This window comes from Arthrobacter sp. Soc17.1.1.1 (assembly GCF_036867195.1).
In the GTDB taxonomy this organism is placed as follows: Bacteria; Actinomycetota; Actinomycetes; order Actinomycetales; family Micrococcaceae; genus Arthrobacter_D.
Genome location: NZ_JBAJII010000001.1, coordinates 677,557 through 691,051 on the forward strand (window position 1 = coordinate 677,557; position 13,495 = coordinate 691,051).

Here is a 13,495-nt window from a genome sequence, read left to right on the forward strand (position 1 = left end):
GCCCGCGGGGTCAGACGCTCGACGCCGCTGCCTGCTTCGCCGGGGTCTCCTGCGTCCGCACGTCCGGGAAGCCGTCCGGCTCGGCGTCGGTCACCGGGACCGTCGCGGCCGAGTAGTGCTCGGTCGGGGCGGTGTGGCTGCTCGGCTCGAACCGCACGATGATCTGCTTGGAGGTCGGCGTGTTGCTGCCCTGCGCCACCTCGTCCAGCGGCACGAGGACGTTCGCCTCCGGGTAGTACGAGGCCGCGCAGCCGCGCGCCGTCGGGTACGACACGACGCGGTAGGCCCGCAGCACACGCTGCACGCCGTCGTCGTACACGCCGTGGATGTCCACGTTCTGCCCGTCCGTCAGGCCCAGTTCGGCGATGTCCTCCGGGTTGATGAACACCACGTGGCGGCCCTTCTTGATGCCGCGGTACCTGTCGTTGTGGCTGTAGATGGTGGTGTTCCACTGGTCGTGGGCGCGCAGCGACTGCAGGATCAGCGTGCCCGCGGGTCGCTCGAGGTACTCGAGGTCGTTGACCGTGAGGACGGCCTTCCCGGTGGGCGTGTTGAACGTGCGTGAATCCCGCGGGCCGTTCGGCATCACGAAGCCGCCATCGAGGCGGATCCTCCGGTTGTAGTCCTCGCACCCCTCGACCACGCGCGAGATGTGGTCGCGGATCAGGTCGTAGTCCTTCTCGAAACCCTCCCAGTCGGCGTCGAGCCTGCCGTCCAGGGTGGCACGGGCGAGGCGGCTGATGATGGCGGGTTCGGACAGGAGGTTGTCGGAGACCGGCTCCACCGTGCCGCGGGAGGGGTGGACGGCGCAGACGGTGTCCTCGACGGAGACGAACTGCTCGCCCGTGGCCTGGCGGTCGATCTCCGTACGCCCCTTGCAGGGCAGGATCAGCGCCTCCTTGCCGGTGATCAGGTGCGAGCGGTTGAGCTTGATGGAGATCTGCACCGTCATGTCGGTGTTCTCGAACGCCTCCTCGGCCACCTGCGTGTCCGAGATGGCCGAGACGAGGTTGCCGCCGAGGGCGATGTACGCCTTGACCCGCCCGTCCCGCATGCGCTTGATGGCCTCGACGGCGTCGGCACCGTGCTCCCGGGGCGGTTCGAAGGAGAACTCCTTGCCGAGCGCGTCCATGAACGTGGCCGGCATCTGCTCCCAGATGCCCATGCTGCGGTCGCCCTGCACGTTGCTGTGGCCGCGGATGGGGGAGGCGCCGGCGCCGGGCTTGCCGATGTTGCCGCGCAGCAGCAGGAGGTTGATCATCTCCTTGATCGTGGCCACGCCCTTCTTCTGCTGCGTGATGCCCATGGCCCAGGTGATGATGACCTTGTCGGCGGCGATGTACCGGGCGGCCAGTTCGTCGATCTCCTCGATGCGCAGCCCCGTGGCCTCGACCACGGTGGCGTCGTCGAGCGTGAGCAGGTAGTCGCGGAGCTCGTCGAGGCCCTCGCAGTGCTCCTCGAGGAACGCGTGGTCCAGGACCGTCCCGGGGTTCTTCGCCTCGGCCTCGAAGACGCGCTTCGACACGGCCTGGAGCAGCGCCATGTCGCCACCGAGCCGGACCTGGAGGAACTGGTCGGCGATCTCGGTGCCCTTGCCGGCCACGCCGCGGACCGTCTGCGGGTTCTTGTAGCGCTTCAGAGCCGCCTCGGGGAGCGGGTTGACGGCGACGATCTGGCCGCCGTTGCGCTTGCAGTTCTCGAGTTCGGTGAGCATGCGTGGGTGGTTCGTGCCGGGGTTCTGGCCCATGACGATGATCAGGTCGGCATTCTCGTAGTCCTCGAACGTGACCGTGGCCTTGCCGATGCCGATGGTCTGCCCCATGGCCCAGCCGGAGGACTCGTGGCACATGTTGGAGCAGTCGGGCAGGTTGTTGGTGCCGAAGCCTCGGGCGAACAGCTGGTACAGGAACGCGGCCTCGTTCGAGGTGCGGCCGCTGGTGTAGAAGGCGGCCTCGTCCGGGGAGTCGAGGCTCTTGAGCTTGGTGCCGATGATCTCGAAGGCCTCGTCCCAGCTGACCGGCCGGTAGTGGTCCTCGCCGGCGGGCTTGTGGAGGGGCTCGACGAGCCGGCCCTGCATGCCCAGCCAGAACTCGGAGCGGGCGCGGAGGTCGGTGAGGGAGTTCTCGGCCCAGAACTCGGAGGAGATGACCACCGGTGCCGCTTCCCAGGTGACGGCCTTCGCGCCGTTCTCGCAGAACTCGAAGGTCTTCCGCTTGGCGGGGTCCGGCCAGGCGCAGCTCGGGCAGTCGAAGCCGTCCTTGTGGTTCATCTTGAGGACGGTCCGCAGCGTGCGCTCCACGCCCATGTGCTCGATGGCCGGCTTCATGGAGTGGTAGACACCCGGCAGGCCCGCGGCCCATTCCTTCGGCCGGTCCTCGACGTGAAGGCTGGCCTCGTCCGGCTCGACTACTCGGGGTTCCTTGCGCGTCATGGCGAACGTCCTTCTCCGCGGCCCGGGTGGGCCCTCCTCGGCAGGGGGATCACCTGCCCTTGTGTATCAGGCCTAACAGGGTGCCGGTCGAAACCGCAAGCGTCACCCGAAGATTCCGTGGATGCTTGACGGCGCCCCGGGCGCTCGAAGGCCCTGCCGCCGCTCGAGGAGGTCCTAGTATGCCGGATCCCGGGCCGTCCCAGAACAGGATCGACGGGCGTTTATTTAGTTGACCTAACGAAACGAGGAGCGTACAGTTACTTAGAGCAACGAAGTATACGAGGCCAGGAGTACCCATGTCAGTAGCGCAGCACACCGCTGCAGAGCTGGTGCACCACATCTTCGATCTGCAGCGCGCCCTCCGGGGTGTCACCGCCGCAGGGATGAAGTACTCGGAGCTCGGCCCCGCGCACACCGGCGTCCTCTTCTTCATCGGGGAGGGCGGTCCGATGCGGGCATCGGCCCTCGCGGGGAGGCTCGGCATCGGGCCGTCCGCCCTGAGCCGGCAGCTCGCCGACCTGGAGCAGTACGGCTTCGTGGTGCGGACGCCGGACCCGCTGGACGGCAGGGCCTGCCTGCTCTCGCTGTCGGAGGAGGGGCGGACGTATCTCGCCGACACCTACGAGCGCAGGGCCGAGACGCTCCGGGAGATCCTCTCCGACTGGACCGAGGGCGAGGCCGAAGCGGCGTCGCAGTCCGTCCAGCACCTCACCGCAGCACTCCGCTCCGCCGCCCCGTCCCACGGCGCGGCGCCGTCCGGGCCCGCAGAGCCGGCCAGGACACATCGCACCACCGCACACCGCACGGGCAACGACGGCCGTCATCCGAAGAGCACCACCGAGATCATGAAGGAAGAACGCTGATGGCCACCCATTCCACCAAGGCGAAGGCCGCTGCGGTCGCCGAACCGCAACCGCCCGCAGCACCCACCGGGGCCGGTGAGCCCATGAGCCACGCGCAGATCCTGCAGGCGCTCACGGGTCTGCTCGCGGGCCTGTTCACGGCGATCCTCAGCAGCACCATCGTCGCCAACGCCCTGCCCACCATCATGAGCGACCTCAACGGCTCCCAGACGGACTTCGCGTGGGTCATCACCGCCGCACTGCTGGCCAACGCCGCGACCACCCCGATCTGGGGCAAGCTAGCCGACCTGTTCGACAAGAAGATCCTGGTGCAGGCGAGCATCGTCATCTTCGTCGCCGGCTCGGTCCTCGCCGGCTTCGCGGAGAGCATCCCGCTGCTCCTGACCGCGCGTGTCATCCAGGGTGTCGCCATGGGTGGTCTCACCGCACTGGCACAGGCCATCATCGGCACCATCATCGCGCCGCGTGAGCGTGGCCGGTACTCCGGCTACATGGGCGGCGTCATGGCCGTCGCCACTGCGGGCGGCCCGCTGCTCGGCGGCTTCATCGTGGACTCCCCGCTCGGCTGGCGCTGGACGTTCTTCGTCTGCGTGCCGCTGGCGATCATCGCCCTCGTGCTCCTGCAGCTGACCCTCAAGCTCCCCGACACGCGCCGCAAGGCCCGCATCGACTGGCTCGGTTCCATCCTGCTGACCGCGGGCGTGAGCCTGCTCCTCATCTGGGTCTCCTTCGCCGGCAAGGAGGGCTACTACGAGTGGTTCTCCCGCGAGACGGCCCTGATGGTCGGCGGCAGCGTCATCCTGCTGGCCCTGCTCCTCGTCGTCGAGTCGAAGGTCGCCGAGCCCGTCATCCCGCTGAAGATCATCTCCCAGCGCACCACGGCGCTCGCGATCATCGCCTCGATCGCCGTCGGCATCGCCCTGTTCGCCTCCTCGAGCTACCTCGGCCAGTACTACCAGGTGGCCCGTGGCGCCACGCCCACCGAGGCCGGCCTGCTCACCCTGCCCATGATCGCCGGCAACCTGCTCGGATCCATCGGCGCCGGTCTGCTCGTCACCAAGTACGGCAAGTGGAAGCGGTACCTCGTCGCAGGCTCGCTGTTCCTCATCGCGGGCCTCGGGCTCGCGAGCACCATCGACCACCTGACCCACCTCTGGCTCGTCGGCACGTACACGTTCGTCTTCGGCCTGGGTCTCGGCCTGATGCTGCAGAACCTGGTCCTCGCGGTCCAGAACACCGTGGCCGTCAAGGACATCGGGTCCGCCAGTGCGTCGGTCGCGTTCTTCCGCTCCATGGGTGGTGCAGCGGGCGTCGCCGTCCTGGGCGCCATCCTCGGCACGCGGGTGGAGACCAAGACCACCGAGGGCCTCGCGGCCGCCGGGATCCCCACGACGGGCGGTGCGGCGGGCGGTTCGCTCGACCTCGTCGACCTCCCCGCACCGATCGCCGACATCGTGCGTGCCGCCTACGGCGACAGCACGGCCATGATCTTCCTCATCACCGCGGTCATCGCGGTCGTCGGCCTCGTCTGCGTGCTGTTCATCAAGGAGAGCCCGCTGCGCCGCACGGTCGACTTCGCCCAGGCGGCCCCCGCGGGTCCCGCCGCGTCGATGTCACCGGCAGCGACGGGCACCACGCCGGCCGTCGCCGGAGCCCCCTCGGGCTCGGCGCCTGCCGCACCAGGAACGGAGGCGGCCGCGGAGCAGCCGTCGGCCGAGTCCGTCGTCGTCGCGATGCAGCCGTCCCACGGCCGGCACAGCGCCGGTCCCGTCGCCATCTCGAAGGCCGACGTCGACCGTGTCGCCCGGGAGCTGTCCGAACTGGACGCCGAGCTCTCGGAGCGCGCGGACGCCAACCGCTGAGCGCCTCGCCCGGTACTCAGCAGTAGCATCCAAGCATCACCGAACAGGCCGCCGGGACTCCCGGCGGCCTGTTCGCATGTCCGGCTCCAGCGATTTGTTCTCTCGTCCCACAAACCCCTTGTCCCCGCCGCGGATGTGACGTAGCGTACTCAGCACGGGTCGTCGAAACGTTTAGACGGCCGGTCGCCGGAGAAGGCACGCCGGCGCCGTTCCCCCGCAGACACAGGAGTCCGCATGGCCAACATCCACGACGTCGCACGCGTCGCCGGTGTGTCCATCAGCACCGTCTCCTATGCCCTGAGCGGGAAGCGTCCCATCGGGGAGAAGACGCGACTCCGCATCGACGAGGCCGTCCGCGAGCTCGACTACACGCCGAACGCCGCCGGTCGGATGCTCGCGGGGACGAGGACGCGCATCTTCGCCCTCACCGCACCCCTGAGGAGCGACACCTACGCCCCCGCGCACATGGCCTTCGTCCTGGCCGTGGCGACGGCGGCCAGGAAGTACGACTACGACGTCCTCCTGCTCACGGAGGACGAGGCGACCGACGGTCTCCGTCGTGTCTCCTCGAGCCGGCTCGTGGACGGCATCATCGTCCTCGACGTCTCGATCAACGACGAACGTGCCGAGCTCGTGCGGTCGCTCTGTGTCCCGGCCGCCCTCATCGGCGTGCCGGGGAATGCGGACGGGCTGGTCTGCGTGGACCTCGACTTCGAGGCGGCCGCGGCGCTCGCGGTGGACCGGCTCGTCGATGCGGGGCACACCTCGCTCGCCCTGCTGGGGCATCCGGAGGTCGTCTACGAGCGGGGCTCCAATTTCCCCACCCGGTTCCGTGACGGCTTCCTGCGACGGGCCGCCGAGCGCGGCGTCGCCGCCCGCTTCACGACGACGGAGAAGGACCCGCCGGAGGTCCGGGCAGCGCTGTCCGGCATCCTCGACGGCGCCCCGGCCGCCACCGGCCTCGTCGTGCATGCGGAGGAGGGCGTCCACAAGGCGGTCCTCGAGGCCGTGGCGGGCCGTGGGCTGTCCGTGCCCGGGGACCTCTCCGTCATCGCGGGCGCCCCGACCTTCGACACCTCCGCCTTCACGCCCCCGCTCGATGTCATCCCGCTGATCCCGGCGGACACCTGTACCCGTGCGGTCGAGCTGGCGGTCCAGCAGCTCGACGGCACCGTCGCACCGCGCGTCGAGCTCGTCGCGCCCACATACCGCGAGCACGGTTCCGTCGCGGCACCCCGTCCGGGCTCGTAGCGCCGGTCTTCCACCCACCGGTCCGTCCCCGGACCGGCCACACGCAGTAATCGAAACGTTTCGACGAATCCCGGCAGACCTGGAGGCAGCCGGCCATCACTACGAAGGAGTAGACATGAAGAAGAGCAGAATCATCCTGGGGGCCGCGTTCACGGCCGCGGCGCTCACCCTGTCGGGATGCGCCGGTTCCGCTCCGGACGCGCAGTCCGGTGCGGGCGGCGAGGGGGACACCCTGAAGCTCTGGCACTTCGAGAGCGAGACGAGCGCCATGGGCATCGCCTGGACCGAGGCCATCAAGGTGTTCGAGGAGGAGACCGGCGCCACGGTCGAGTTCGAGGAGCGCAGCTTCGAGCAGATCCGCTCCACCGCCAGCCAGGTGCTGAACTCGGACGAGGCCCCGGACCTCCTCGAGTACAACAAGGGGAACGCCACGGCGGGCCTGCTGTCCAGCCAGGGCCTGCTGACCAACCTCGACGACGCCGTCGAGCAGTACGGCTGGGACGACAAGCTCGCCCCGTCGCTGCAGACCACGGCGAAGTACGACGAGCAGGGCATCATGGGCTCGGGCAGCTGGTACGGCGTCCCCAACTACGGCGAGTTCGTCGAGGTCTACTACAACAAGGACATGTTCGCCGAGGCCGGCCTCGAGGTGCCCACCACGCTCGACGAGTTCGAGGACGTGCTCCAGGCGTTCACCGACAAGGGGGTCACGCCCATGGCGGAATCCGCGGCGGAGTACCCGCTCGGGCAGCTCTGGTACCAGCTCGCCCTCACGCAGGCCGACCGCGGCTGGGTCGAGGACTACCAGCTGTACAAGAACCCGGTGGACTGGGAGGGCGAGGAGGTCTCGTTCGCCACGGAGACGGTCAAGGACTGGACCGACAAGGGCTACATCTCCGCCAACGCCACGGGCTCGACGGCGGAGGACGCCGGCACGGCCTTCATCAACGGCACCAACCCGATCTTCTTCTCGGGCAGCTGGTGGCACAACCGGTTCACCACCGAGGCCACCGGCTTCGAGTGGGGTACCTTCCTGTTCCCCGAGGCCGAACTCGCCCCGGGCTCGGCGGGCAACATGTGGGCAGTCCCCGAGACGGCCGCGAACAAGGACCTCGCGTACAAGTTCATCGACATCACCATGCGCCCCGAGATCCAGAACCTCATCGGGAACAACGGCGGCGTCCCGGTCGCCGCGGACCCGGCGGACATCACGGACGAGAAGAGCTCGGAACTCATCGCGAACTTCAACGAGCTCACCGAGAAGGACGGCATCGCGTTCTACCCGGACTGGCCCACGCCCACCTTCTACGACGAGCTGAACGCCGGGCTCCAGGAACTCATGAACGGCACCACGTCGCCGGAGGAGTTCCAGCAGCAGGTCGGCGAGCAGTACCAGAGCGGCGTCGACGACATCGTCGGCTGACCGCCCCATCCTCCCGGCCGCGCCGCTGTCCGCCCTGCTGACCGGCGGCGCGGCCGGGCCCCCTGATCACCCCTGCCTGGAAGGTGCACGCCCATGGCGATCGCAACCCGGTCCACGGAACGCCCCGCGCGTCCGACCACCAGTCTCATCCCCGGCTCCAGCCGGAACTCCTTCTGGTTCTACCTGCTGCCGGGCCTCGCCCTGCTCCTGCTCATCATCGTGGTGCCGCTCATCTGGAACGTCTACCTGACCTTCACCTCGTACCGCGGCATCCGTCCGCCGGAGTTCATCGGCCTCGAGAACTGGGTGGAGCTCTTCGGCGACACCACGTTCTGGACCTCGTTCCGCAACTCCGTCGCCATGATCGTCGCGATGGTGGTGGTGCCCACCGTGGTGGGCCTCGTCCTCGCGGCGATGCTGTTCGACCTCATCGGCCGCAAGTTCGGCGGGCGGCTCGCGAGCTTCCTGCGGGCCACCTACTACCTGCCGCAGATCCTTCCCGGCGTCATCGCGGCCATCGTGATCGGCTGGATCCTCCGGCCCGAGAACGGTGCGCTGAACCAGGTCCTCGCCGCCGTCGGACTCGGCGGTCTCCAGGGCAACTGGCTCGGCGACCCGGCCACGGCCCTGCCCAGCATCATGGTCATCATGGTCTGGGTGCAGCTCGGCTACCCCGTGGTCATCTTCATGGCGGCCCTGCAGCGGGTCGACCCGGAGCTCTACGAGGCCGCGGAGCTCGACGGCGCCAACTGGTTCCAGCGCTTCCGGGCCATCACCGTCAGCATCATCCGGCCCGAGATCTTCGTGGTCACCCTCACGTGCGCCATCGCCGCGCTCAAGGTGTTCGGTCCCATCTACGCCCTGACCGGCGGCGGGCCCGGCACCTCCACGATCGTGCCCGCGTACTACGCCTACAGCGAGTTCTTCCAGTCCCAGCAGGTGGGCTACGGCGCCACGATCGCCACCGCGCTGACGGTGGTCATCGCCGTCGTCGCCATCATTTTCGTCCTCGTGCAGACGAGGCTCGAACGCAGCGAGGAGGCACGCTGATGGCCATCACCGACACCACCGCCGAGCGCACCGCACGTGATGCGGTGCAGGAACCGCCCCGTCCACGACGGCGCGGCGGACGGGCGCGCAGGACCGCCGGCGACTGGGTGATCCTGGCGGTGGCCGTCCTCATCGGGCTGCTCATCGCCGTCCCGTTCCTGCTGATCCTCGCCAACTCGTTCAAGTCGCCCACCGACTACGCGCAGGGCGGGCCGCTCTCGCTGCCCTCGGCGCTCTACTTCGACGGCATCACGGCCTTCTGGGAGCGCGTCGACTTCCCCCGGAAGCTCTGGAACAGCTTCTTCATCAGCGGCACCGTGGCGGTGCTCGCCGTCGGGATCTCGATGTTCAACGCCTTCGCCCTCGGCATCGGGCGGGTGCGCGGCCGCACCTGGCTGGTGCTGCTGATCCTGCTCGCCAACATGCTGCCGCAGGAGGTGCTGCTCTACCCGCTGTACTTCATGTTCCGTCAGGTGGGGCTCTACGACAGCGTGTGGGCCGTGATCATCATCTTCACCGTCATCCAGAGCGCGTTCGGCACCTACCTGCTGGCCTCCGTGTACGGGACGTTCCCGAAGGAGCTGCTGGAGGCGGCGTCGCTCGACGGCGCGAGCCGCTGGCAGATCCTGTGGCGCGTCATCTTCCCCATCTCGAGGCCCACCCTGAGCGTGCTGCTCATCTTCTTCTTCATCTGGACCTGGAACGAGTTCCTGATCCCGCTGACGTTCCTCGTCGGCAACGATCACCAGACCGTCCCCGTGGCGATCACCGTCCTGCAGGGCGACCGGCTCATGGACGTCACCACCACCAGCGCGTCCGCCCTGCTCGGGCTCCTCCCCACACTCATCTTCTTCCTCATCTTCCAGCGCACCCTCACCCGGGGCATCACGGCAGGAGCAGTCAAGTAACCATGAAATTCACCGACGGATTCTGGCATGTCCGCCCCGGCGTCGATGCGCAGTACGCGCAGGAGGCCTACGACATCGAGGCGGAGGACTACCGGCGCCTCGTGGTCTCGGCCCCGACCAAGACCATCGAGCGGCGCGGGGACACGCTCAACCGGTCCCTGCTGACGGTCACGCTCAGCACGCCGCTCGACGGCGTGATCGGCGTGCGGATCGAGAACCACCGCGGTGACACCCCGCACCGGGGCTTCGAGCTCGTCGGCGCGGTGGAGGGACTCGGTGCGGCGAAGGCGGACGACGACGGCGGGGTGCTCACCGCGGGCGGCCTCACCGCGCGGATCAGCAGGGGAGCGCCGTGGGACCTCACGTTCGAGGCCGACGGGCGCACGCTGACCTCCAGCGGGCACAAGTCGGTGGGCCGCATGGGCCTCGCACCGGACGCGCCCGTCACCACCGAACCGGCCGGCGTCGCCGGCGTGTCCACGACGGGACGGGCGCCGTCGCCGTCGTACCTCCACGCCCAGCTCTCCCTCGGCGTCGGCGAACTCGTGTACGGGCTCGGGGAGCGCTTCGGTCCGCTCGTGAAGAACGGGCAGACCGTGGACATCTGGAACGCCGACGGCGGCACCTCCAGCGAGCAGTCCTACAAGAACGTGCCGTTCTACCTCACCAACCGGGGCTACGGCGTCTTCGTGAACCACCCCGAGCACGTGTCCTTCGAGGTGGGCTCCGAGGCCGTGGAGCGCGTGCAGTTCTCGGTGCCCGGGGAGACGCTCGAGTACTTCGTGATCCAGGGACCCACACCGGCCGACATCCTCGAGCGCTACACGCGGCTCACGGGACGGCCCGCGCAGGTGCCGGCGTGGTCCTACGGCCTGTGGCTGTCCACGAGCTTCACCACGGACTACGACGAGGCGACGGTGGGACACTTCGTCGACGGCATGGCGGAGCGCGACCTGCCGCTCAGCGTCTTCCACTTCGACTGTTTCTGGATGCGTGAGTTCAACTGGACGGACTTCGAGTGGGACCCGCGCGTGTTCCCCGACCCCGAGGGCATGCTCGAGCGGCTGCACGGCAGGGGCCTGCGGGTCAGCGCCTGGATCAACCCGTACATCGGCCAGCGTTCGAAGCTCTTCGACGAGGCCGCGCAGGCCGGCTACCTCGTGCGGCGCGACGACGGCACGGTGTGGCAGTGGGACCTGTGGCAGGCGGGCATGGGCCTCGTGGACTTCACCAACCCGGAGGCCACCGCCTGGTTCCAGGGGAAGATCCGCACGCTGCTCGGCCAGGGCGTGGATGCCATCAAGACGGACTTCGGGGAGCGCATCCCGCTGGGTGTGCAGTGGCACGACGGCACCCCGGCCGAAACGATGCACAACCTCTACCCGCAGCTCTACAACAGGGCCGTCTTCGACGTCCTCGAGGAGGTCCGCGGGACGGGGGAGGCCGTCCTGTTCGCCCGCTCGGCGACCGCCGGCGGGCAGCAGATGCCGGTGCACTGGGGTGGCGACAACTCGTCCTCGTTCGAGTCGATGGCCGAGACGCTGCGGGGCGGGCTCTCCCTCGCGCTGAGCGGCTTCGGGTACTGGAGCCACGACATCGGCGGGTTCGAGGGCTCGCCGGATCCGGCCGTGTTCAAGCGGTGGCTCGCGTTCGGCCTGCTCTCGAGCCACTCCCGCCTGCACGGCTCCACGAGCTACCGCGTCCCGTGGGCCTTCGACACGGGTGACGAGCCCGAGGGGCAGAGCGCCGTCGACGTCACGCGGATCTTCGCACGGCTGAAGCTCGCGCTCATGCCGTACCTGTACGGCGTCGGGCTCGAGGCCCACACCGCCGGGACGCCCTTCATGCGGCCCCTGCAGCTCGCCTTCCCGCACGATCCCGCCGTCGCGCACCTCGACCGGCAGTACATGCTCGGCCCCGACCTGCTCGTCGCGCCGGTGTTCTCTGCCGACGGCGACGTGGAGTACTACCTGCCGGCCGGGACGTGGACGCAGCTGCTCACGGGCGAGGTGGTCACCGGGGGCGTGTGGCGGCGCGAGACGCACGGCTTCGACAGCCTGCCGCTCTGGGTGCGGGAGGGTGCGGTGCTGGTCACCGGCACCACCGACGACGCCCGGCGCGTGCCCGACTACGACTACCTCGACCACCCGCTCGTCACCGTCTACCCCGGCGCGGCCGACGGCGCCGTGGCCCGCGTCGTCACGCCGTCCGGCTCCGAGGGCGAGTTCAGGGTGTCCCGGACGGCGAGCGGCTACCGCGTCGCCGGCCCGGACGGAGTCGGGTTCAGTGCCCGCTTCGCCGGAGGTGGGCAGGTACGCTCCGACGGCGGAGTGGTGGACCTCGAGGCGGGGCCGGCACCGGAGGCCAGTAGCATCGGAGGGTGAAACCGTTCCTCCTGCTGGGTACCCGTGCCGAGAACTACGCGGCGGACGCCGAATACCGCAGCTTCCTGCGTTTCGGCGGGCTCGCCGAGGGCGAGCTGCGCCGGATCCGCCTGGAGGCCGAGCCCCTGCCCGCGCTGGACCTCGCGGACTACTCCGGCATCTTCCTCGGTGGGAGCCCCTTCAACTCCTCGGATCCGCAGGAGTCGAAGAGCGGGGTCCAGGTGCGGGTGGAGCAGGAGCTGGGTCGGCTGCTGGACCGGGTGGTCGCGGAGGACCACCCGTTCCTCGGTGCGTGCTACGGCGTCGGCACCCTGGGCCGGCACCAGGGAGCCGTCATCGACTCCACGTATGCAGAGTCGGTGGGCACCGTCGAGGTCACGCTGACCGCGGACGGTGCCGCCGACCCGCTGCTCGCCGGACTGCCGTCGTCGTTCGCGGCGTACGTGGGGCACAAGGAGGCGTGCGCCACGGTGCCGGCGTCGGCGGTGCTGCTGGCATCGTCGGCCACCTGCCCCGTGCAGATGTTCCGGGTGGGGCGGAACGTGTACGCCACGCAGTTCCATCCCGAACTCGACGTCGAGGCACTCGTGGGCCGCATCGACACCTACCGCCACGCCGGCTACTTCCCGCCCGAGGAGGCCGACGAGTACATGGCGCGCGCACGGGCCACCGTCGTCGACCAGCCGGAGCTCATCCTCCGGGCGTTCGTCACGAGGTACGCGAGGGACTGACGCGGTGCGGTTCCCGCCCTGATCCTGCCTGCGCCGATCCTGCCGCAAACCTGAGGGTCACCCGGCACCCCGGCGTCCTACGATCGTGGCGTGGGGGATCAACGATGACGACGGCGGGAGCCCGTGCGCGCGAGGCGCGGCAGGAGAAGGAGCTGCAGGCGCTCCAGGCGGCGGAACGTGCCGAGCAGCTGCGGGCCGAGCTGACCCGGGCGCGGATCGACCTCGAATTCTTCGAACGCGGGCCCGCTCGTAGCACGCGGCAGGGCGCGTCGCCTCCCGCTCCCGGTGGACGTCGCGGACGGGCCCGGCGGGGCGGTGCGCGGACTCGGGGCGTCGCCGTCGGCCTGTGGTTCGTCGCGTTCTACCTGCTGCTCGTCGCCCTCGCCAACGGGACCCCGGCGGACGCGGTCACGGCGACGTCCACCGGCTCCGACCACCGGTCCGCACCGTCCGTCGAGGTCGGCGCCGGCGTCCTGTAGCTGCCTGTCGTGCGTCGGTGGTGCGCTGTACTGTTCGAGGAACACGCGCAGGACGACACGGAAGAGGTAGCTGCCATCGGTTCCAGCACGAGCACCAGTCCGGCGGCCCGCAC

Annotated in this window: 10 protein-coding genes; 9 read left to right on the plus strand and 1 reads right to left on the minus strand. The window is 69.4% G+C overall.

Annotation, left to right across the window (positions count from 1 at the left end; all coding sequences use genetic code 11):
• Positions 1-10 precede the first annotated feature (10 nt).
• A complete protein-coding gene (locus tag V6S67_RS03190) occupies positions 11-2,431 on the minus strand; it encodes an FdhF/YdeP family oxidoreductase (RefSeq protein ID WP_334208863.1) in 2,421 nt (806 codons plus the stop codon).
• Positions 2,432-2,727: 296 nt separating this feature from the next.
• Here V6S67_RS03190 and V6S67_RS03195 point away from each other — a divergent pair, with 296 nt between their 5' ends.
• From V6S67_RS03195 to V6S67_RS03235, 9 genes are all read left to right on the plus strand, one after another.
• The gene (locus V6S67_RS03195) at positions 2,728-3,294 is read left to right on the plus strand and encodes a MarR family winged helix-turn-helix transcriptional regulator (protein ID WP_334208864.1); all 567 of its coding nucleotides are present in this window, start codon (positions 2,728-2,730) and stop codon (positions 3,292-3,294) included.
• On the plus strand, positions 3,294-5,156 hold the full coding sequence (locus V6S67_RS03200; RefSeq protein ID WP_442884684.1) for an MFS transporter: 1,863 nt from the start codon (positions 3,294-3,296) through the stop codon (positions 5,154-5,156). The genes V6S67_RS03195 and V6S67_RS03200 overlap by 1 nt, the downstream gene beginning before the upstream one ends.
• Positions 5,157-5,390: 234 nt before the next feature.
• Positions 5,391-6,407: a LacI family DNA-binding transcriptional regulator gene (locus V6S67_RS03205; protein ID WP_334208865.1), complete on the plus strand. Its 1,017-nt coding sequence runs from the start codon at positions 5,391-5,393 to the stop codon at positions 6,405-6,407.
• Between the two features lie 115 nt (positions 6,408-6,522).
• On the plus strand, positions 6,523-7,830 hold the full coding sequence (locus tag V6S67_RS03210) for an ABC transporter substrate-binding protein (RefSeq protein WP_334208866.1): 1,308 nt from the start codon (positions 6,523-6,525) through the stop codon (positions 7,828-7,830).
• A gap of 93 nt (positions 7,831-7,923) precedes the next feature.
• Positions 7,924-8,880, plus strand: a complete 957-nt coding sequence (locus V6S67_RS03215) for a carbohydrate ABC transporter permease (protein WP_334208867.1) — start codon at positions 7,924-7,926, stop codon at positions 8,878-8,880.
• Entirely contained in the window at positions 8,880-9,788 is a 909-nt protein-coding gene (locus V6S67_RS03220; protein ID WP_334208868.1) for a carbohydrate ABC transporter permease, read from the plus strand. The genes V6S67_RS03215 and V6S67_RS03220 overlap by 1 nt, the downstream gene beginning before the upstream one ends.
• 2 nt (positions 9,789-9,790) lie before the next feature.
• Entirely contained in the window at positions 9,791-12,172 is a 2,382-nt protein-coding gene (gene yicI, locus V6S67_RS03225; RefSeq protein WP_334208869.1) for an alpha-xylosidase, read from the plus strand.
• Entirely contained in the window at positions 12,169-12,903 is a 735-nt protein-coding gene (locus V6S67_RS03230) for a glutamine amidotransferase (RefSeq protein ID WP_334208870.1), read from the plus strand. Before yicI ends, V6S67_RS03230 begins: the two co-directional genes overlap by 4 nt.
• A gap of 104 nt (positions 12,904-13,007) precedes the next feature.
• The gene (locus V6S67_RS03235) at positions 13,008-13,382 is read left to right on the plus strand and encodes a hypothetical protein (RefSeq protein WP_334208871.1); all 375 of its coding nucleotides are present in this window, start codon (positions 13,008-13,010) and stop codon (positions 13,380-13,382) included.
• Positions 13,383-13,495 lie beyond the last annotated feature (113 nt).